This is a genomic window from Streptomyces sp. Y7 (assembly GCF_043195415.1).
Lineage (GTDB): Bacteria > Actinomycetota > Actinomycetes > Streptomycetales > Streptomycetaceae > Streptomyces.
Map to the genome: position 1 here is coordinate 67,756 of NZ_JBIDDQ010000024.1, position 20,682 is coordinate 88,437.

Sequence of the window (20,682 nt, forward strand, 5' to 3'; positions counted from 1 at the left end):
CTAGGTCAACGCCGAGGTTCCCAGCGGAACCATCGCCGTACAGCAAACACGCCCGCGACCGTCCAGACCAGCGCGACGAGGACCGGTGCCAGCACCTCGGACGCCGACAGGTCGCCGGTCCAGCCGCCGCGCACCAGAGTGATCACCGGGGTCAGCGGCAGCAGTTCGCACACCGACGCCACCCGGTCGGGAAGGACCTCCAGCGGCACGAACATGCCGGAGAAGATCATGGAGAGGAACACCACCGGCAGCGTCGTGACCTGCGCGCTCTCGACGCTGCGGGTGAAGGACGAGGTCACCGCGGCGAGCGACACGCACAGCAGGAACCCCAGGAGCAGGCCCAGCACGGCGAGATGGGGCGCGCGGGGCGCGCTCATGTCGAGCAGGACGGTGCAGCCGATCGCCAGCACCACGCACTGGGCGAGGCCGGTCGCCAGGGCCGGCAACGCGGCCCCGGCGAGGATCTCGGTGTCCCGCAGCTCGCCGGTGCGCAGCCGCTTGAGGACGAGTTCCTCGCGGCGGGCGGTGTAGACGCTGACGAGCGTCGCGTACACCGCGTAGAGCAGCGAGAAGCCGATGGAGGCGGGCAGGATGACGGTGCCGAGGGTGAGGCCCACCTCCGCCAGGTCCATCTGCCTGGCCGCCTCCCGCGCGCTGAGGGGCAGGATCAGCGGCACGACGAGCGCCGCGAAAAGGGTGCCCCTGCTGCGCCCGAGCAGGGTCAGCTCGGCCCGGGCCAACGACGTCATGCGTCCCACGGGCGTGGTCATCGCCGTACTCATGCCGCGTACTCCTTCGTCCCGGCGGCCTCCGCCGCCTCGCGCGCGATGCCGAGGAACGCCTCCTCCAGCGATGCCGACCGCACGTCCAGCCGCCGCAGCTCCACTCCGGTCTGCTCGGCCCACACCAGCAGCCGGGTGGCCGCCCACTGGAGCCGGTGGGTGCGCAGCCGCACGACCCGCCCCTCGATCTCGTGCGCGCTCACGCCCAGCTCGCCGAGCGGCGGCAGGTCCCCCAGGAAGTAGCCGTCGGGCAGCTCGAAGGTGATCCGCGACGGCTGGGACGCGGTCACCTCGGCGGGCGTCCCGGCCGCCGCGATCCGCCCCTCGTGCAGGATCGCGAGCCGGTCGGCGAGGCCCTCGGCCTCCTCCAGGTAGTGCGTGGTCAGCAGCACGGTGGTGCCGTTGTCGCGCAGCGCCCGCACCAACTCCCAGGTGTCCCGGCGCCCTTCGGCGTCGAGCCCGGTCGTCGGCTCGTCGAGGAACAGCACCTCGGGATCCCCGAGCAGCGCGAGCGCCAGGTCCAGCCGCCGCCGCTCACCCCCGGAGAGCTGCTTGACGCGTACGCCGGTCTTGCCGGCCAGTCCGACGAGGTTCAGCACCTCCTGCGGCGGCCGCGCCCCGCTCACGCAGCCCGCCCACATCCGCGCGGTCTCGGCGACGGTCAGCTCGGAGGGAAAGCCGCCCTCCTGCAACATCACCCCGGTGCGCGGCCGTACGACGGCCCGCTCGGCGTAGGGGTCGTGCCCGAGTACCCGGACGTGGCCCCCGGCGGGCTCGGCGAGCCCTTCGAGCAGTTCGACGGTCGACGTCTTTCCGGCGCCGTTGGTGCCGAGCAGCGCGAAGACCTCTCCGCGTGCCACGGAGAAGGTGATGCCGCGCACCGCCTCGAACCCGCCCCCGTAGACACGTCGTAGGTCGGTGACCTCAATCACGTGTTCGTGTTCGTTGGTGTTCATGCACTCAGCGTCCCCGCGGCGGGAGCCCGGCAGCAGTGCGCGCTGTCACCACTCGGCATGACAAATGTCAGGCGGACGCTCACGCATGAGAAAGACCCCGGTCCAATGGACCGGGGTCTTCTTCATCAAGAGCGGACGACGAGGCTCGAACTCGCGACCTCAACCTTGGCAAGGTTGCGCTCTACCAACTGAGCTACGTCCGCATTGCCCCCGACCGGCTCTCACCGATCGGTGCGAGCACCAGCCTACCTGATCCTCCCCCAGCGGGGGGACCCCCAGTGGATCGGACCGGCGGTGCAGAGCGGGTGACAGGAATTGCACACTGCGCCTTCCCCCTGGAAGGGGGATGTTCTACTACTGAACTACACCCGCATGCTCGGCGAGCTGGACTTTTTCGGCCCGGCCCGGCGGCGTGCTCCAGACATTAGCTGATCAGCAGGGGGGTTGCGCAAGTCGGTTGTCGCACCGGCACAAGTCGGGTGCCCTCAGGGCCCGCTGACGGAGCCTTGAGGGCGCGTGCCCCCGGGGCGCCTCACTGCGCCGACGCGAACGCCTCGTAGACCTTCTTGGGGATGCGGCCGCGGGCCGGCACCTCCATCTTGTTGGCCTGGGCCCAGGCCCGGACGGCCGCCGGGTCCGGGGCGACCTCGGTCTGCTTGTACGCCTTGCCGGACTTCGACCGCTTGCGGCCGGCTTCCACGTAGGGCGCGAGCGCCTTACGCAGTTTCTTGGCATTGGCTTCATTCAGGTCGATCTCGTACGACTTGCCGTCGAGTCCGAAGGCGATCGTTTCCGCCGCTTCCGAGCCGTCGATGTCGTCAAAGAGAGTGACCACGACCTTCTGCGCCACGAATATCGGTCCCTTCAGGCGGCACCTCATACAGCTCAGCTGCTACGACGTGCCGAGTCTCTGGCTTTTGCCAATTCATTTGTACAGTGCCCGGCAATGCAATGTGAAGCCCGACTAAATCTCTCCGCGTGTCAAAAATCAAGAGGGAGCGCAGCGACTTCGATTGAGGGTGGTGGTGGGAGACGGGCGGGCGCAATAGCTATCTGCGGCTGATCGGGGATCTTTCCCGTAACTTTTCGTGAACACCCCCCTCCGATGCCGGATCGTGATGGCTGTCACGTAGCTTCCTACAACTCTACCCGCGTAGAAATTTTGTACGGGTAGTCTGAAGGAACCTGCTCAGCACCACACACCGGGAGTGCCAGTGGCACGCGTCGTAGTCGACGTCATGCTCAAGCCGGAGATCCTCGACCCCCAGGGCCAGGCGGTGCAGCGCGCACTGCCGCGACTGGGTTTCGAAGGCATCTCCGACGTACGTCAGGGAAAGCGATTCGAACTGGAAGTTGACGGACCGGTCGACGATGCCGCGCTCGCCCGCATCCACGATCTTGCGGAATCCTTCCTCGCGAACACCGTGATCGAGGACTTCACCGTCAAGGTCGAGGAAGTCGCGGAGGCGGCGAAGTGACCGCTCGTATTGGCGTCGTCACTTTCCCGGGAAGTCTCGATGACCGGGACACCCAGCGCGCGATCCGCCTCGCGGGCGCCGAACCGGTCGCTCTCTGGCACAAGGACAAGGACCTCAAGCAGGTCGACGCCGTGGTGCTGCCCGGCGGTTTCTCCTACGGCGACTATCTGCGGGCCGGCGCCATCTCCCGCTTCTCGCCGGTGATGGAGACGGTCATCGAGCAGGCGAAGGCGGGCCTTCCGGTCCTCGGTATCTGCAATGGCTTCCAGGTCCTCACCGAGGCCCACCTCCTCCCGGGCGGGATGCTCGGCAACGACCACCTGCACTTCATCTGCCGCGACCAGAAGCTGCGGGTGGAGAACGCGGACACCGCCTGGACCGCCGACTACGAGGCCGGCCAGGAGATCCACATCCCGCTGAAGAACATGGACGGCCGGTACGTCGCCGACCAGTACACGCTGGACAAGCTGGAGGCCGAGGGCCGGGTCGCGTTCCGCTACCTCGACTTCAACCCGAACGGCTCGCTCAACGACATCGCCGGCATCACCAACGAGGCCGGCAACGTCGTGGGCCTGATGCCGCACCCGGAGCACGCCGTCGAGCCGCTCATCGGCTCCGGCCGCACCGACGGGCTCCCCTTCTTCACCTCGATCCTCAAGAAGCTGGTCAACGCATGAGCCGGACGCCTCTGGACACGGTCGAGCACGCGGCCGCGACCCCCGACGTCGAGCTGCCCTGGGCCGAACTCGGTCTGAAGAAGGACGAGTACGAGCGGGTCGTCGAGATCCTCGGCCGCCGCCCGACCGGTGCCGAACTCGCCATGTACTCGGTCATGTGGTCCGAGCACTGCTCCTACAAGTCCTCCAAGGTGCACCTGCGCCAGTTCGGCGAGAAGGCGCCCGAGTCGGACGCCCTGCTCGTCGGCATCGGCGAGAACGCCGGTGTCGTGGACGTCGGCCAGGGCTACGCCGTCACCTTCAAGGTCGAGTCGCACAACCACCCGTCGTACGTCGAGCCCTACCAGGGCGCGGCCACCGGCGTCGGCGGCATCGTGCGCGACATCATCGCCATGGGCGCCCGCCCGGTCGCGGTCGTCGACCCGCTGCGCTTCGGCGCCGCCGACCACCCCGACACCAAGCGCGTCCTGCCGGGCGTCGTCGCCGGCATCGGCGGCTACGGCAACTGCCTGGGCCTGCCCAACATCGGCGGCGAGGTCGTCTTCGACTCCTGCTACCAGGGCAACCCGCTGGTCAACGCCGGCGCCATCGGCGTCATGCGGCACGAGGACATCCACCTCGCCAAGGCGTCCGGCGCGGGCAACAAGGTCATCCTGTACGGGGCCCGCACGGGCGGCGACGGCATCGGCGGCGCGTCGATCCTCGCCTCCGAGACCTTCGACGACGCCAAGCCGTCGAAGCGCCCGGCCGTCCAGGTCGGCGACCCCTTCCAGGAGAAGCTCCTCATCGAGTGCACCCTGGAGGCGTTCGCCGAGAAGCTGGTCGTCGGCATCCAGGACCTCGGCGCGGCCGGTCTGTCCTGCGCCACCTCCGAGCTCGCGTCCAACGGCTCCGGCGGTATGCGCGTGACCCTGGACGACGTCCCCCTGCGTGACTCGACGCTCTCGCCCGAGGAAATCCTCATGAGCGAGTCGCAGGAACGCATGTGCGCGGTCGTCGAGCCGGAGAAGGTCGACCGGTTCCTGGAGATCTGCGAGAAGTGGGACGTCATCGCCACCGTCATCGGTGAGGTGACCGACGGCGACCGCCTGGAGATCTACTGGCACGGCGGCAAGATCGTCGACGTCGACCCGCGGACCGTGGCGCACGAGGGCCCGGTCTACGAGCGCCCCTACGCCCGCCCCTCCTGGCAGGACGCGCTGCAGGCCGACGACGCCGGCAAGCTCGTGCGGCCGGCCACGGCCGAAGAGTTGAAGGACCAGGTCCTGAAGCTGGTCGGCTCCCCGAACCAGGCCAGCAAGAAGTGGATCACCTCGCAGTACGACCACTTCGTGCAGGGCAACACCGTCCTCGCCCAGCCCGAGGACTCCGGCATGATCCGCATCGACGAGGAGACCGGTCTCGGCGTCGCCATCGCGACGGACGGCAACGGCCGCTACGCCAAGCTGGACCCGTACACGGGCGCCCAGCTGGCCCTCGCGGAGGCGTACCGCAACGTCGCCACCACCGGCGCCAAGCCGCTCGCCGTCTCCGACTGCCTGAACTTCGGCTCGCCCGAGGACCCGGCCGTCATGTGGCAGTTCGCGGAGGCCGTGCGCGGTCTGGCGGACGCCTGCCAGCAGCTCGGCACCCCGGTGACCGGCGGCAACGTGTCGTTGTACAACCAGACGGGCGAGGCGGCCATCCACCCGACCCCGGTCGTGGCCGTACTGGGCGTCATCGACGACGTCGCCCGGCGCACGCCGGTCGCCTTCCAGGAGGAGGGGCAGCTGCTCTACCTTCTCGGCGACACGCGTGAGGAGTTCAACGGCTCGGCCTGGTCGCAGGTCGTCCACGACCACCTCGGCGGACTGCCGCCGAAGGTGGACCTGGAGCGCGAGCGGCTGCTCGCCGAGATCCTGATCTCCGCGTCCCGCGACGGCATGATCGACTCCGCGCACGACCTGTCCGACGGCGGTCTGATCCAGGCGGTCGTCGAGTCGGCGCTGCTCGGCGGCAAGGGCGCCCGCCTGGTCGTCCCCGACGGTCTGGACGCCTTCACCTTCCTGTTCTCCGAGTCGGCCGGCCGCGCCGTCGTGGCCATCCCGCGCTCGGAGGAGGTCCGCTTCAACGACATGTGCGGTGCGCGGGGCCTGCCGGCCACCCGTATCGGTGTCGTGGACGGCGACTCGGTGGAGCTCCAGGGCGAGTTCGCGCTCACCCTGGACGAGCTGCGCGAGACGCACGAGGCGACGATCCCGGCGCTGCTCGCGTAAGCAGTCGTACGGCGTCGAAGCCCCCGTCCGGTCCACCGGGCGGGGGCTTTCGCATGCCGGCTTTCGCATGCCGGCTATCGCATGCCGGCCATCGCGTGCCGGCCGTCACGCGCCCGCATCCACACTCGCTTGCACGTAATTACGTAGTTCCGTAATATCGCAAACCGTGGAACTCGAAGAGCGTGTCGCCGACCTCGAACGCCGGCTGGCGGCCCTGGAAGGCGCCCGGCACACCGCCGCCCCCCGCCTGGGCGAAGGCGACTTCTGGGCCCTGGACGGCCTGAAGGAGCGGCTCGCCGAGACGGGCGTGGCCGACGGAGGCGTCCTGTTCACCGGCGCCGTACGGCTGCCGTCGGGGGAGCAGTACGCCTGGCAGCAGGGTGCGTCGACGGAGGAACTGCTGGACGCCGAGTGGACCGAGGCCGCCGAGGCGTTCGCGGCGCTGGGGCATCCCGTCCGGCTGCGGCTGCTGCGCGAGATCCTCGGCGGCCGCCGCACCGCGGCGGAACTCGCCGAACTGGACGAGGTCGGCACGACCGGCCAGATCTACCACCACCTGCGCCAACTGACCGGCGCGGGCTGGCTCCACACCGCGGGACGGGGCCGCTACGAGGTGCCGCCGGGGCGGGTCGTACCGCTGCTGGTGGCGCTCTGCACGGCCCGGCCGTAACAGCGACCGAACTGGGGGAACGATGTCCGGGCGCAAGCTCGTCAAGACTGTCTACCGTCTGCTGCAACTGACCTTCGTCGGCCTGGTGATCGCCGACGTCGCGCTCGACCTCGGTCACCCCTGGTGGTGGAACTTCCTGCCGCTTGTGGTGTCCTACGTGATCCTCGTCGCCGCCCACCGCTGGGGAGGCGCCCCGGACAGCCCTCGCGCGGCCCGGGAACCGGTCGAGGTCGCCCCGCCCGTCACCGGCCGCTGGTCCGCGCTGAACAGCCCGGCCGACCGCACACCCAGCCACGGCACGCACGCCTACGGCCAGACCTACGCCATCGACGTCGTCGCCGAGCCCGAGGAGGGCGCCCGCCCCGGCTTCAGCCGGCTGTGGCCACTCGCCCGCCGCAACAGCGATTTCCCCGCCTTCGGGGCCCCGCTGCTCGCGGTGGCCGACGCCACCGTCGTACGGGCGGTGGACGACCAGCGCGACCACCTCAGCCGCACCTCTCTCCTCGGGCTGCTGTACCTGATGATCGTGGAGGCGTCCGTCCGCGACCTGTCCGGCGTCAAGTACATCGTCGGCAACCACGTCGTCCTCGACCTCGGCGACGGCACCTTCGCGCTCTACGCCCACCTGCGCAAAGGCTCACTCACCGTCCGCGAGGGCGACCGGGTGACCACCGGCCACCACCTGGCCGACGTCGGCAACTCGGGCAACTCCACCGAGCCCCACCTCCACTTCCAGCTCATGGACACCCCCGACCCGGACACCGCCCGCGGCATCCCGTTCACCTGGCGCGGAGTGGGCGTCCCCCGCAACGGCGAACCCTTCGAGCCGCCCGCGACGGCACCCCACCCCGCATAGGCTGCCCCTCATGCCCCCGGCCAAGAAGCGCGCGCGTACCTACGACCCCCTCAAGATCCGTACCGCCGTGCTCACGCAGTTCGGGCATGTGCGGCAGGCCGTCGGTGGGCTCGGTGATGAGCAGCTGGCCCTGCCGACCCGGCTGGGGAGCTGGACCGTGCGGGAGCTGGCCGCGCACATGGTCCTGGTCGTGGGTGCCGCGAGCCGTGCCCTGGAGCGGGACGTGCCGGCGAAGGCGGAGCTCGGGCTGCTGGAGTGGCCTTCCGCCATCGCCGCCCGCGCCGGGGACATCGACGCGGCGACACGGGAACTCGCCGCGGCCCACCCCGACCTCGGCGCGCTCTACGCCGGCACCGAGGAACGCCTCACCCGGGACTTGGCCGACGCACCCGGCGGCCGCATCCTCGCCGTCCGCACCGGCTCGATGACCCTCGCCGACTTCCTGGTCACCCGCACCGTCGAACTCGTCGTCCACTGCGACGACCTGAACGCCGCGGTCCCCGGCCTCGGCATCCCCTACGACCGTCAGGCCCTCGCCGCCTGCACCCGGCTCCTCGCCGACACGCTCGCCGTCAAGGCGCCGGGCGGTTCGACCGAGGTGCGGATCCCGCCGTACGCCGTGGTCCAGTGCGTCGAAGGTCCTCGGCACACCCGGGGCACCCCGCCGAACGTCGTCGAGACCGACCCGCTGACCTGGATCCGGCTCGCGTCCGGGCGGGTGACCTGGAAGGACGCCGTGGCGGAGGCCAAGGTGAGCGCGAGCGGGGAGCGGGCGGACCTGGGCGGGCTGCTGCCTCTGCTGGGGTGACACGACCTGGGCGGTCAACGGAACCGGTCCCGTGTCCCTCCCGTCCCACCGGCATGGACACACTCGGCATGGACACAAAGCGACTGGCCGCTCTCGCCGCACTGACCCTGATCCCGTTCGCCGCCGCCTGCGGCAGCGAGGACGGGGGCAGCGCCTCGGTCGGTGCCGGGGGCGCGGCCTCCGTCACCGGCGTCCACTGGGCCGTCGACGGCGTCACCGTGGACGGCAAGAAGAGCGACGCCCCGAGCGGCGCCTGGCTGAGCATCGCCGACGGCGGCAAGGTCAAGGGCAGTCTCGGCTGCAACAACTTCGGCGCCGAGGCCGCCTTCGCCGACGACCGCGTCACCTTCGACCAGGTGCAGGCGACCGAGATGGCCTGTGACGGCGTCCCGGCGGACTTCGAGCAGACCCTCGCCCGCACCCTCGCCGACGGCGACCTCGGCACCGAGGTCGACGGCGACAAGCTCACCCTCACCACCGCCGACGGCGACCGCGTCGCCCTCACCAAGCAGGAGGGTGCCGCCCTCCTCGGCACGAAGTGGACCGTCACCAGCCCCGACACCGGCGGCAAGGCCCACCTGACGTTCGACCGCAGGACGGGCGAGGTCAGCGGCAGTCTCGGCTGCAACAAGGTGAAGGCCACCGCGACGGTCCGCGACGGCAGCATCACCCTCGGCACCGCGTCCACCACGCGAATGATGTGCGACACCTCACTCATGAAGGCGGAGAAGACGCTCCTCGGCCTCTTCGACGGCACGGTGAAGTACGGCATCGATCACCGCAACCTCACTCTGACCAGCGAAAACGGCGAGCATGTGAACGCGACCGCCGCAGAGTGATCATTTACAGGCGCGTATCCCCAATTCGGACCAGTGGTCGATCTCGCCTACACTCGGTGCCGTGCCACGTGGTGACGGTCGACTCAATCACGATCTGCTCCCCGGCGAGAAAGGCCCCCAGGACGCGTGTGGCGTCTTCGGTGTCTGGGCTCCGGGCGAAGAGGTCGCAAAGCTCACGTACTTCGGGCTCTACGCCCTCCAGCATCGGGGCCAGGAATCCGCGGGAATCGCGGTCAGCAACGGCTCCCAGATCCTCGTCTTCAAGGACATGGGCCTGGTCTCGCAGGTCTTCGACGAGACATCGCTCGGTTCGCTCCAGGGTCACATCGCGGTGGGTCACGCCCGCTACTCGACGACCGGTGCCTCCGTGTGGGAGAACGCCCAGCCGACGTTCCGTGCCACCGGGCACGGTTCCATCGCGCTCGGCCACAACGGCAACCTGGTCAACACGGCCCAGCTCGCCGAGATGGTCGCCGACCTGCCCAAGCAGGAGGGCGGCCGCACCCCGCGCGTCGCGGCCACCAATGACACCGACCTGCTCACCGCGCTGCTCGCGGCCCAGGTCGACGAGGACGGCAAGCCGCTGACCATCGAGGACGCCGCCCACCAGATCCTCCCGCAGGTCAAGGGCGCCTTCTCCCTCGTCTTCATGGACGAGAACACCCTCTACGCGGCCCGCGACCCGCAGGGCATCCGCCCGCTGGTCCTCGGCCGTCTGGAGCGCGGCTGGGTCGTCGCCTCCGAGTCCGCCGCCCTCGACATCTGCGGCGCCAGTTACGTCCGCGAGGTCGAGCCGGGCGAGTTCGTCGCCATCGACGAGAACGGCTTGCGCACCTCTCGATTCGCGGAAGCGAAGCCGAAGGGCTGTGTCTTCGAGTACGTGTACCTGGCTCGCCCGGACACCGACATCGCCGGCCGGAACGTCTACCTCTCCCGCGTGGAGATGGGCCGCAAGCTCGCGAAGGAAGCCCCGGTCGAGGCCGACCTGGTCATAGCGACCCCGGAATCCGGCACCCCGGCCGCGATCGGCTACGCGGAGGCCAGCGGCATCCCGTTCGGCGCGGGCCTGGTGAAGAACGCCTACGTCGGCCGTACGTTCATCCAGCCCTCGCAGACCATCCGCCAGCTGGGCATCCGGCTGAAGCTGAACCCGCTGAAGGAAGTCATCAAGGGCAAGCGTCTGGTCGTCGTCGACGACTCGATCGTGCGCGGCAACACCCAGCGCGCCCTGGTCCGTATGCTCCGCGAGGCCGGCGCTGCCGAGGTCCACATCCGGATCTCCTCGCCGCCCGTGAAGTGGCCCTGCTTCTTCGGCATCGACTTCGCCACCCGCGCCGAGCTGATCGCCAACGGCATGTCGATCGAGGAGATCGGCACCTCGCTCGGCGCCGACTCGCTGTCCTACATCTCCATCGACGGCATGATCGAGGCGACCACCATCGCCAAGCCGAACCTCTGCCGTGCCTGCTTCGACGGCGAGTACCCGATGGAGCTCCCGGACCCCGAGCTGCTCGGCAAGCAGCTCCTGGAGACCGAGCTGGCGGCCGGTCCGGCAGCCACGGCCGCGGCCGACGCGATCCGTCGCCCGTAAGCCCCGTAGAAACCAACCCGAAAGATCCCAGGCAATGTCTGAGACCACCCCTGCCCCAGGTGCTTCCTACGCGGCCGCCGGCGTCGACATCGAGGCGGGCGACCGCGCGGTCGAGCTCATGAAGGAGTGGGTGAAGAAGACCCAGCGCCCCGAGGTCCTCGGCGGCCTCGGCGGTTTCGCCGGCCTCTTCGACGCCTCCGCACTCAAGCGCTACGAGCGTCCCCTCCTGGCCTCCGCCACGGACGGCGTCGGCACCAAGGTCGACGTCGCGCGCCAGATGGGCGTCTACGACACCATCGGCCACGACCTGGTCGCGATGGTCATGGACGACATCGTCGTGTGCGGCGCCGAGCCGCTGTTCATGACCGACTACATCTGTGTCGGCAAGGTCCACCCCGAGCGGGTCGCCGCCATCGTGAAGGGCATCGCCGAGGGCTGTGTGCTCGCCGGCTGCGCCCTGGTGGGCGGCGAGACGGCCGAGCACCCGGGTCTGCTCGGCGAGGACGACTTCGACGTCGCCGGCGCCGGTACGGGCGTCGTGGAGGCCGACCGGCTGCTGGGTCCGGATCGCATCCGTACGGGTGACGCCGTGATCGCCATGGCGGCATCCGGCCTTCACTCGAACGGGTACTCGCTGGTCCGTCACGTGCTGCTGAACCAGGCCGGTCTCGCCCTGGACGCGCAGATCGAGGAGTTCGGCCGCACCCTCGGCGAGGAGCTGCTGGAGCCCACGAAGATCTACTCGCTGGACTGCCTGGCCCTCACCCGCACCACGGACGTGCACGCGTTCAGCCACATCACGGGCGGCGGTCTGGCCGCCAACCTGGCCCGGGTGATCCCGGACGGCCTGTACGCGATCGTCGACCGCTCCACCTGGACCCCGGCCCCGGTCTTCGACCTCGTCGGCAGGACCGGATCCGTCGAACGCCTGGAGCTGGAGAAGACCCTGAACATGGGCGTCGGCATGATCGCGATCGTGCCGGAGGAATCCGCGGACGCGGCCCTCACGACGCTGGCCGACCGCGGGGTCGACGCATGGGTCGCGGGCGAGATCACGGACCGCGGCGAGCACACCACGGGTGCCGCGCTGGTCGGCGACTACGCGAGCTGAGAGCGGCGACAGCAGCGCAAAACCCGGTCCGGCGGATAACCGCTCAGGACCGGGTCAGGCACTGCTGGATAGTCAAGCGCCGCGGCGTTGTTGCGACGAGGGACCGGACTCGTCGTCCTCTTCGTCCTCATCGTCGTCGTTGTACAGATCCGCGTACTGGGCGTACGGGTCGTCGTCGTCTTCGTCATCCTCGAACGGCTCGCCGTTCGGCGGCTGGTTCGAAGTCGAAGCGCCCAGCTCGTTGGCCAGACGCGACAGGTCAGTCCCGCCGCTGTTGTACTTCAGCTGGCGGGCGACCTTCGTCTGCTTGGCCTTGGCCCGGCCGCGCCCCATGGCTCGACCCCCTCGGTGACGGGGCTCGACGGCCCCAGAGTCTTGACACGCGTTCATGATCTGGAACGGGCTCTCCTCGGAGAGACCGGTCCGTAGGGCTTCCACGGTACCTGAGCCCGCGCCCATACGGTACGTCGCCCGCAGCACGCGCGTCTGCCCAGGACCCTCGAGGTGCCCTGTCCTCGCTGGTCAACCCCGATTTTAACCACTTCTTGGCAGCCGACCCGCCGACGAACGTGAGAGTTCTCTCTAAGTGTGCGCCGACGGGTCCCGGCCGAACCGGATCAGCGCGTCCTGCGCGCCGAAGCCGCCTCATGCATGCGCTGCTCGGCGATCCGGTCGGCCGCGGCAGCCGGCGGAATGCCATCCGTCTTCGCACGAGCGAATATGGCCAGCGTGGTGTCGTAGATCTTCGCGGCCTTCGCCTTGCACCGCTCGAAGTCGAAGCCGTGCAGTTCGTCGGCCACCTGGATGACACCGCCGGCGTTCACCACGTAGTCGGGCGCGTAGAGGATCCCGCGGTCGGCGATGTCCTTCTCGACGCCGGGGTGGGCGAGCTGGTTGTTGGCCGCGCCGCACACCACCTTCGCGGTCAGGGCCGGCACGGTGTCGTCGTTCAGGGCCCCGCCGAGCGCGCACGGGGCGTAGATGTCGAGGTCCTCGACGCGGATCAGGGTCGCGGTGTCGGCGACCGCCGTCACACCCCCCGGGTGCGCGGCGAGGATCCGGCCGACGGCCTCCTCGCGCACGTCCGTGATGACGACCTCGGCGCCCTCGGCGCGCAGGTGCTCCACCAGGTGGTGGCCGACCTTGCCGACGCCGGCGATGCCGACCTTGCGGTCGCGCAGCGACGGGTCGCCCCACAGGTGCTGGGCGGAGGCGCGCATGCCCTGGTAGACGCCGAAGGCGGTGAGCACGGAGGAGTCGCCGGCGCCGCCGTTCTCGGGGGAGCGTCCGGTGGTCCAGCGGCACTCACGGGCCACGACGTCCATGTCCGCGACGTAGGTACCGACGTCGCAGGCGGTGACGTAGCGGCCGCCGAGCGAGGCCACGAACCGGCCGTAGGCCAGCAGCAGCTCCTCGGACTTGATCTGCTCGGGGTCTCCGATGATCACGGCCTTGCCGCCGCCGTGGTCGAGACCGGCCATGGCGTTCTTGTAGGACATCCCGCGCGCGAGGTTCAGCGCGTCGGCGACGGCCTCTTCCTCGGTCGCGTACGGGTAGAAGCGCGTACCGCCGAGGGCGGGGCCCAGGGCAGTGGAATGGATGGCGATGACGGCCTTGAGGCCGCTGGCGCGGTCCTGGCAGAGCACGACTTGCTCATGACCGCCCTGGTCCGAGTGGAACAGGGTGTGCAGGACGCCGTGTGTTACGTCGGTCACTGTGGTGACTCCTGAGTACGGTGCGGCGGTTGGAGCGAGCTCCCGTACAGGTGGCGGGGGCTGTTGAGCATGAGATTAGACCCGCGAGCGCCCGTCCAACCCGCAGTGCTCAGGATCACCTACGCGTGGAGTACGTCCGTGCGACGATTTGCATAGTTTTCCCGCGCATTTGTCAGCGGGTTTCGCAGGTTTCCCTGGCAGACGGCGGGGGAGAGAGCAGGCGTGCCCAAGGTGTCCTCGGTGATCGTCCCGTACGCGACGTATCTGCGGGTCTATGAACCGCTGGCGGCCTTCCCGGAGCCGGAGCGCGGCCACTGGGCCCGTTACGCCCGCCGCCCCGACCGTCCCTCGTACCAGGACGAACTACGCCGTGCCCTGGCGGACTTGCTGCCGACCCCGCCCGTCCCGGTGCCGGTGCACGAGAGCAGCGACGCCTTCGTGCTGGAGATCGACGGGGTGCTGTGCGTGTGCCCGTGGCGCACGCGGCTGCGCGGCTGGCAGGCCCTCGGGGAGCTGGCCGAAGAGCTGCCCGGTCCCGTCCTGGACGCGGTGCTGCCCGAGGTCGTGCGACGCCAGGCGGCCCAGGACTACGAGCGCTGGCTGGCCCGCAACCCGGACGCCCGGCCCTGGATCCGCACCTCGACCTGGCAGGTCCCGCTGCACTGGTTCGTGCTCGTCTCGGACGAGGAGCGCCGGTTCGACAAGGGCTCGGGCGAGAGCCCTCCGACGCTGCGCTACCAGACGCCGATGGTGCAGGCGCGCCGCCGGGTGGCGCGGGCCCTGAGGACCCTGAAGGACGCCATCGACGACGGGCCCCTCATCGACGGCCTGGTGGACGTCGGGCGCTGGCTGGAGGAGTTCCATCCGCGCTCGCTGGTCGAGTTGGACTACGGCGGCCTGGTGCACGCCCTCCCGGCCGGCGAGCTGGAGGACGACCATTCGGCGGCCGACGTGGCCGACGGGATCGAGGCGCTCCGGCAGGGCGACGGGGCGGCGGCCGGCGACGCCTACGCGCGGCTCGTGGAGCGGTGGCGGTCGGTACGGGACCGGCGCTCGGCCAACTGAGCCGCCGTCGGAGTGACCTGGGGCACAGCGGCGAGTGTGATCTGACGCACTGTGTGACGTAACGAACTGGCGTTTGACGGGACGCCCGTTTTGGGGTTTCGTGCTCGTTCTGAGGTTCTTGATGCCTCGTCAACAAGGGACGTAGGTCCCGATCCGGGCGTATGCATCAAGGATGTGTCAATGGCCGCAAGCGTGACGGAATGCACGTACGCGGCTCTTGCGTCCCCAACCCCCCCTCGTGCCAAAATAGGACAAGGAGTCCGGGGAGGACTCCATCTCGACATTGCACACTTTGGGGGGTCTTGGGACTCCTGCACGCCACTGTGACTGATCGTCACAGTGGCGTGACTGTCCGCTATGGCATGGTCCATCGGCTTAGGTCGCTGATGAACACCTGGAGGGGCAATTCCATCGGTTTGGCCGACGCGGCTGGACAGATGGTGTAGTTGTAGTGCCGAGGACAAGCCGTTCGTCCTATAACCGACTCGACTCGCGTCCGCCATTTCGGGCAACGCGGGTCAAGGTGCAGAATTTAGAGGAAAGAACCGAGAAGGTTCGGTTCTCCCGAGGAGGCCGCTCATGACCGCTCGCACCCCTGATGCCGAGCCGCTGCTGACCCCGGCTGAGGTCGCCACGATGTTCCGCGTCGACCCCAAGACGGTCACGCGGTGGGCGAAGGCCGGGAAGCTTACTTCCATCCGTACGCTCGGCGGTCACCGCCGTTACCGCGAGGCTGAGGTCCGCGCTCTGCTCGCGGGTATCCCGCAGCAGCGCAGCGAGGCCTGAACAGCTTCATAACCGGGCAAAACGGCAGTTCCCCCAACTCGCCGTAGCGTCCGGACCCTAGCTCCAAGCGACGCGGGTTCTGCCCCAACAGAGCCCACGCCCCAGCCAACAGAGCACTTCAGGCACGCAACAAGGGTGCGTCGTAGATCGCGCTGGACTCCGCCGGGTCCAGCGCGATCTTTTTTGTGCGCGGAGTGTGCGCCGGCCGGTGGTCCTGTGAGCGGCCTTGTCGGAGTGTGGGGAGGGCTGTCGGATCTCCTGTGTGCTCACTCTGAGTGTTCGCCATGTGTGAGCTGTGTGCCCGCCTGCGGAGGCGTGGGTGAGCGCCGGACGAGGCCCCGAACCGGTGCCGATGCTGGTGCAATTGCACATATTAAATTGACCAGTTGTAGGAGGGGTGTAAGACCTACCCCCCAGGAAACTTATACGGTGACACCCGTCACATGCCACAGTGCTTGTTGCCTCTGGCTTATGTGCGCTAAAGGGAGGCGGGGGCTCCAGCGGCCCACGGCCGGACGGGAGTTGGTGTCGCCGGAGGTCATGCCGTGGACGGGGCCTCGTCCTGCGTGACCTCGTCCGGCGCCGGCTCGTAGTCGCGGGTACCGGAGTCCATCGCGAGCCTCAGCAGCCGGTGGCAGATGGGGCAGTGGCGGGTGCGATGTCGATAGGAGGTGGCGGCCGACAGGTGCGCGCGGAGCAGCGCCCGCGTCTCGTGCCTAGCGGTAGCCGCCATATCCCACCTCCGGGGGCCACGCGAGGAAGGGCCCTGATTTCTGGGTACCCAGCGAATGTGACTCCGTCAAGGTGGCCTGCCGGTCCACTCGAACACGCGAAGGGCTCGCACGAACACGCGAAGGGCCCGCATCCCTCGCGGGATGCGGGCCCTTCCGTTCACTGCGGTCCTGACGGGATTTGAACCCGCGGCCTCCACCTTGACAGGGTGGCGAGCACTCCAAACTGCTCCACAGGACCAGGTTTTGCTGCGCTATTCGTGCGTTGCGCTGCGAGAAGAGACTCTACAGGAGGGCGAGCCCCCTGGTCGAACTCACTCAGCGTGCGCGGTCCGTCACGGCACCAGCGCGTCGATCGCCTTCACGATCCGCTTGTCGGAGATCGGGTACGCCGTACCGAGCGCGTGCGCGAAATAGCTCACCCGGAGCTCCTCCAGCATCCAGCGCACGTCCAGGACCTGCTGCGGCACCGGACGCCCCTGCGGCATCTGCTCCAGCAGCCAGGCGTACTCGTCCCGCATCTCGTGGACCTTCTCCATGCGCGTGGTGTCCCGCTGGACGTTCGTCGGCATCTGCTGCAGCCGGCGGTCCACCGCGATCAGATAGCGCATCAGATCGGGCAGGCGCCGCAGCCCCGCCTCCGTCACGAAGCCGGGCTTCACAAGGCCGTCCAGCTGCCCCCGCACATCCGTCAGGTTCGCCAGCAGCACGGGGCTGCGTACGGACTTCAGACGGCGCTCGGCGGCCTGCCACGCGGCGAGGACCTGCTGCACCTGGCCCACCGCACGGACCGTCGTGTCGACGATCTCGGCGCGCACCTTGTCGTAGAGCTTGCGGTACGACTCCTCGTCCCAGACCGGCCCGCCGAAGTCCCCGATCAGCTTGTCCGCCGCCGCCATCGCGCAGTCGTCGAACAGGGCCTGGATCGAGCCGTGGGGGTTGGCGGACAGGGCGAGCTTCTGGGCGTTGGTGAGCTTCTCGGACGCGAACTTCGCCGCGTTGACCGGGATGTTGCGCAGGATCAGCCGGCGGGTGCCCTTCCACATCGCCTGCTGCTGCTCGGCCTCCGTGTCGAAGAGACGGACCGACACCGTGTCGCCGTCGTCCACCAGCGCCGGGTACGCCTTGACCGGCTGGCCGGCGCGGCGGGTCTCGAAGACGCGGGTGAGCGTGCCGATGGTCCAGTCGGTCAGGCCATTGCGCTCAAGGGACTCCCCGCCCTCGCGGGAGGCGGTGGCCGCCGCGGCCTGGGACAGGGCCTTGCGCGCCTTCGGCTTCAGCTGGAGCTGCAGAGCCTCCAGGTCCTTGTCCTCGGCGAGCTTGCGGCGCCGCTCGTCGACGATCCGGAAGGTGATGCGCAGATGGTCCGGGACCTTCGACCAGTCGAAGTCGTCCGCGTCGAAGGGGACGCCCACCATGCGTTTCAGCTCGCGGGCCATCGTCACCGTCAAAGGCTCCTGGAGCGGGACGGCCGTATCGAGGAACCGCCCGGCGAAGTTCGGGGCCGGCACGTAGTTGCGGCGGATCGGCTTCGGCAGGGACCGGATCAGCTCCGTCACCAGCTCCTCCCTGAGGCCCGGGATCTGCCAGTCGAAGCCCTCGTCCGTGACCTGGTTGAGGACCTGGAGCGGGATGTGGACCGTCACACCGTCCGCGTCCGCGCCCGGCTCGAACTGGTACGTCACCCGGAACTTGAGCTGCCCCTGCCGCCAGGAGTCGGGATAGTCGGCCTTGGTGACCGCCTCCGCCGACTCCCGGATGAGCATCTCGCGCTCGAAGTCCAGGAACTCCGGCTCCTCGTGCCGCTTGCGCTTCCACCACGAGTCGAAGTGGGCGCCGGAGACCACGTGCTCGGGCACCCGGGCGTCGTAGAAGTCGAACAGCGTCTCGTCGTCCACGACGATGTCCCGGCGCCGGGCCCGGTGTTCGAGTTCCTCGACCTCGCTCAGGAGCTTGCGGTTGTCGGCGAAGAACTTGTGGTGGGTGCGCCAGTCGCCCTCCACCAGGGCGTTGCGGATGAACAGCTCGCGGCTGGCCTCGGGATCGATCCGGCCGTAGTTGACCTTGCGCTGGGCGACGATCGGGACGCCGTACAGCGTGACCTTCTCGTACGCCATCACCGCCGCCTGGTCCTTCTCCCAGTGCGGCTCGGAGTACGTGCGCTTCAGGAGGTGCTCGGCCAGCGGCTCGACCCACTCGGGCTCGATCCGCGCGTTGACGCGGGCCCAGAGGCGGGAGGTCTCGACGAGCTCGGCGGACATCACGAAGCGCGGCGGCTTCCTGAACAGCGCCGAGCCCGGGAAGATCGCGAACTTCGCGTTGCGGGCACCGATGTACTCGTTGCGCCCGCCGTCCTTGCGCGCGCCGGGGCCGGAGTCCTTGGACTCCTTCACGTCCTTCATGCCGATGTGGGACAGGAGACCGGCGAGGAGGGAGACGTGGACCCGGTCGGCGGGGGCGTCGTCCTCGTTGAGGTGGATGCCCATCTGCTTGGCGACCGTGCGCAACTGCGTGTAGATGTCCTGCCATTCGCGAATGCGCAGGAAGTTGAGGTACTCCTGCTTGCACATCCGGCGGAACGACGACGAGCCCCGCTCCTTCTGCTGCTCGCGGACGTAGCGCCACAGGTTCAGGAAGGCGAGGAAGTCGCTCGTCTCGTCCTTGAAGCGGGCGTGGCTCTGGTCGGCCTGCGCCTGCTTGTCGGCCGGCCGCTCGCGCGGGTCCTGGATGGACAGCGCCGCCGCTATGACCATGACCTCACGGACACAGCCGTTCCGGTCGGCCTCCAGGACCATGCGGGCAAGGCGCGGGTCGACGGGCAGCTGGGCCAGCTTGCGGCCGGTCTGCGTGAGCCGCTTGCGTACGTCCTTCTCGGCCGGGTCGATCGCGCCGAGCTCCTGGAGGAGCTGCACGCCGTCGCGGATGTTGCGGTGGTCCGGCGGGTCGATGAACGGGAACTTCTCGATGTCACCGAGCCCGGCGGCGGTCATCTGGAGGATGACGGAGGCGAGGTTCGTACGGAGGATCTCCGCGTCCGTGAACTCCGGACGGGCCAGGAAGTCGTCCTCCGAGTACAGCCGGACGCAGATGCCGTCGCTGGTGCGGCCGCAGCGGCCCTTGCGCTGGTTGGCGCTGGCCTGCGAGACCGGCTCGATGGGGAGCCGCTGCACCTTGGTGCGATGGCTGTACCGGCTGATCCGGGCGAAACCCGGGTCGATGACGTACTTGATGCCGGGGACCGTGAGGGAGGTCTCGGCGACGTTGGTCGCCAGAACGATCCTGCGCCCGGTGTGCTGCTGGAAGACCCGGTGCTGCTCGGCGTGCGAGAGACGGGCGTACAGCGGCAGGATCTCCGTGAAGCGGTACTGCTTCTTCGTCAGCGCGTCCGCGGTGTCCCGGATCTCCCGCTCACCGGAGAGGAAGACGAGGATGTCGCCCTTCCCCTCCCCCATCAGCTCCTCGACGGCGTCCGTGATCGCGGTGATCTGGTCGCGGTCGGAGTCCTCGGAGTCCTCCTCGAGCAGCGGCCGGTACCGCACCTCCACCGGATACGTCCGCCCGCTGACCTCGACGATCGGGGCGTCACCGAAGTGCCGCGAGAAGCGCTCGGGGTCGATGGTCGCCGACGTGATGACGACCTTCAGGTCGGGCCGCTTCGGCAGCAGCTGCGCCAGGTACCCGAGCAGGAAGTCGATGTTGAGGGACCGCTCGTGAGCCTCGTCGATGATGATCGTGTCGTAGGCGCGCAGCTCGCGGTCGGTCTGGATCTCGGCGAGCAGGATGCCGTCCGTCATCAGCTTGATGAAGGTGCCCTCGGGATTCACCTGGTCGGTGAAGCGCACCTTCCAGCCCACGGACTCCCCGAGCGGGGTGTCCAGCTCCTCCGCGACGCGCTCGGCGACCGTACGGGCCGCGATCCGGCGGGGCTGGGTGTGGCCGATCATGCCCCTGACCCCGCGCCCGAGCTCCAGACAGATCTTCGGGATCTGGGTCGTCTTGCCGGAACCGGTCTCACCGGCGACGATCACGACCTGGTGATCGCGGATGGCGGCCGCGATCTCGTCCTTCTTCTGGCTGACCGGCAGCTGCTCGGGATACGAGACGGCGGGGAGACGGGTGCGCCGGGCGGCGATCCGCTCCTCGCCCTGGGCGACCTCCGCCTCGATCTCCGCGAGCACGGCGGCCCGCGCCTCCGGCTTGCGGATCTTGCGGGCACCTTCGAGCCGCCGACCGAGCCGGTGCGCGTCGCGCAGCGACAGCTCGTTCAGGCGGGGGGCCAGGGGGCCGAGGGCGGGGGCGGGGTGCGTAGACATACGGGATCCAGGATCTCATCCCGGCGAAATCCGTGGCGAACGCTTTTGT

At 69.2% G+C, this 20,682-nt stretch carries 18 protein-coding genes and 3 tRNA genes; 11 read left to right on the forward strand and 10 right to left on the reverse strand.

Annotated elements, in window-relative coordinates; all coding sequences use genetic code 11:
- Positions 1 to 5: 5 nt before the first annotated feature.
- The 5 genes from ACGFW6_RS36540 to ACGFW6_RS36560 form a co-directional block, all read right to left on the reverse strand.
- Positions 6 to 782: an ABC transporter permease gene (locus ACGFW6_RS36540; protein WP_393520045.1), complete on the reverse strand. Its 777-nt coding sequence runs from the start codon at positions 780 to 782 to the stop codon at positions 6 to 8.
- Positions 779 to 1,738, reverse strand: coding sequence for an ABC transporter ATP-binding protein (locus ACGFW6_RS36545; protein WP_393520048.1), 960 nt, complete (start codon positions 1,736 to 1,738; stop codon positions 779 to 781). Before ACGFW6_RS36545 ends, ACGFW6_RS36540 begins: the two co-directional genes overlap by 4 nt.
- Before the next feature lie 130 nt (positions 1,739 to 1,868).
- Positions 1,869 to 1,941 (reverse strand) — tRNA-Gly (locus ACGFW6_RS36550).
- 97 nt (positions 1,942 to 2,038) lie between these two features.
- A tRNA-Gly gene (locus ACGFW6_RS36555) sits at positions 2,039 to 2,110 on the reverse strand.
- Between the two features lie 160 nt (positions 2,111 to 2,270).
- Entirely contained in the window at positions 2,271 to 2,588 is a 318-nt protein-coding gene (locus ACGFW6_RS36560; RefSeq protein WP_030947653.1) for an Lsr2 family protein, read from the reverse strand.
- Between the two features lie 364 nt (positions 2,589 to 2,952).
- Between ACGFW6_RS36560 and purS the strand changes: the two genes are divergently transcribed.
- The 9 genes from purS to purM all read left to right on the forward strand — a co-directional run bounded on the left by purS (position 2,953) and on the right by purM (position 12,023).
- Positions 2,953 to 3,216 carry a phosphoribosylformylglycinamidine synthase subunit PurS gene (gene purS, locus ACGFW6_RS36565; RefSeq protein WP_019982969.1) on the forward strand — a complete coding sequence of 88 codons (264 nt, stop codon included), beginning with the start codon at positions 2,953 to 2,955 and terminating at the stop codon, positions 3,214 to 3,216.
- Complete coding sequence (gene purQ / locus ACGFW6_RS36570; protein ID WP_393520051.1) at positions 3,213 to 3,893, forward strand: phosphoribosylformylglycinamidine synthase subunit PurQ; 681 nt, start codon at positions 3,213 to 3,215, stop codon at positions 3,891 to 3,893. Before purS ends, purQ begins: the two co-directional genes overlap by 4 nt.
- On the forward strand, positions 3,890 to 6,148 hold the full coding sequence (gene purL, locus ACGFW6_RS36575) for a phosphoribosylformylglycinamidine synthase subunit PurL (protein ID WP_393520054.1): 2,259 nt from the start codon (positions 3,890 to 3,892) through the stop codon (positions 6,146 to 6,148). Before purQ ends, purL begins: the two co-directional genes overlap by 4 nt.
- A gap of 166 nt (positions 6,149 to 6,314) precedes the next feature.
- Positions 6,315 to 6,818 carry an ArsR/SmtB family transcription factor gene (locus ACGFW6_RS36580; RefSeq protein WP_393520057.1) on the forward strand — a complete coding sequence of 168 codons (504 nt, stop codon included), beginning with the start codon at positions 6,315 to 6,317 and terminating at the stop codon, positions 6,816 to 6,818.
- A gap of 22 nt (positions 6,819 to 6,840) precedes the next feature.
- Positions 6,841 to 7,674, forward strand: coding sequence for a M23 family metallopeptidase (locus tag ACGFW6_RS36585; RefSeq protein WP_393520060.1), 834 nt, complete (start codon positions 6,841 to 6,843; stop codon positions 7,672 to 7,674).
- A 10-nt stretch (positions 7,675 to 7,684) separates the two neighbouring features.
- Positions 7,685 to 8,482: a sterol carrier family protein gene (locus ACGFW6_RS36590; RefSeq protein ID WP_393520063.1), complete on the forward strand. Its 798-nt coding sequence runs from the start codon at positions 7,685 to 7,687 to the stop codon at positions 8,480 to 8,482.
- 68 nt (positions 8,483 to 8,550) lie between these two features.
- Entirely contained in the window at positions 8,551 to 9,321 is a 771-nt protein-coding gene (locus ACGFW6_RS36595; protein WP_393520066.1) for an META domain-containing protein, read from the forward strand.
- 61 nt (positions 9,322 to 9,382) lie between these two features.
- On the forward strand, positions 9,383 to 10,912 hold the full coding sequence (gene purF / locus ACGFW6_RS36600) for an amidophosphoribosyltransferase (RefSeq protein WP_393520069.1): 1,530 nt from the start codon (positions 9,383 to 9,385) through the stop codon (positions 10,910 to 10,912).
- A gap of 34 nt (positions 10,913 to 10,946) precedes the next feature.
- Positions 10,947 to 12,023, forward strand: coding sequence for a phosphoribosylformylglycinamidine cyclo-ligase (purM, locus tag ACGFW6_RS36605; protein WP_393520072.1), 1,077 nt, complete (start codon positions 10,947 to 10,949; stop codon positions 12,021 to 12,023).
- A gap of 72 nt (positions 12,024 to 12,095) precedes the next feature.
- Here purM and ACGFW6_RS36610 read toward each other — a convergent pair whose 3' ends face one another.
- The gene (locus tag ACGFW6_RS36610; protein ID WP_393520075.1) at positions 12,096 to 12,356 is read right to left on the reverse strand and encodes a DUF3073 domain-containing protein; all 261 of its coding nucleotides are present in this window, start codon (positions 12,354 to 12,356) and stop codon (positions 12,096 to 12,098) included.
- 284 nt (positions 12,357 to 12,640) lie between these two features.
- The gene (locus ACGFW6_RS36615) at positions 12,641 to 13,738 is read right to left on the reverse strand and encodes a Leu/Phe/Val dehydrogenase (protein WP_393520078.1); all 1,098 of its coding nucleotides are present in this window, start codon (positions 13,736 to 13,738) and stop codon (positions 12,641 to 12,643) included.
- A gap of 222 nt (positions 13,739 to 13,960) precedes the next feature.
- Here ACGFW6_RS36615 and ACGFW6_RS36620 point away from each other — a divergent pair, with 222 nt between their 5' ends.
- Both ACGFW6_RS36620 and bldC read left to right on the forward strand, forming a co-directional pair.
- Positions 13,961 to 14,803: a hypothetical protein gene (locus tag ACGFW6_RS36620; RefSeq protein WP_393520081.1), complete on the forward strand. Its 843-nt coding sequence runs from the start codon at positions 13,961 to 13,963 to the stop codon at positions 14,801 to 14,803.
- A gap of 579 nt (positions 14,804 to 15,382) precedes the next feature.
- Entirely contained in the window at positions 15,383 to 15,589 is a 207-nt protein-coding gene (gene bldC / locus ACGFW6_RS36625; RefSeq protein WP_003949541.1) for a developmental transcriptional regulator BldC, read from the forward strand.
- 538 nt (positions 15,590 to 16,127) lie between these two features.
- Here bldC and ACGFW6_RS36630 read toward each other — a convergent pair.
- The 3 genes from ACGFW6_RS36630 to hrpA form a co-directional block, all read right to left on the reverse strand.
- On the reverse strand, positions 16,128 to 16,322 hold the full coding sequence (locus ACGFW6_RS36630) for a DUF6274 family protein (RefSeq protein ID WP_393520084.1): 195 nt from the start codon (positions 16,320 to 16,322) through the stop codon (positions 16,128 to 16,130).
- Between the two features lie 164 nt (positions 16,323 to 16,486).
- A tRNA-Asp gene (locus ACGFW6_RS36635) sits at positions 16,487 to 16,561 on the reverse strand.
- 94 nt (positions 16,562 to 16,655) lie between these two features.
- Positions 16,656 to 20,633 (reverse strand): ATP-dependent RNA helicase HrpA, encoded by a 3,978-nt coding sequence (hrpA, locus tag ACGFW6_RS36640; protein ID WP_393520086.1) that lies wholly within the window; start codon positions 20,631 to 20,633, stop codon positions 16,656 to 16,658.
- Positions 20,634 to 20,682: the final 49 nt, after the last annotated feature.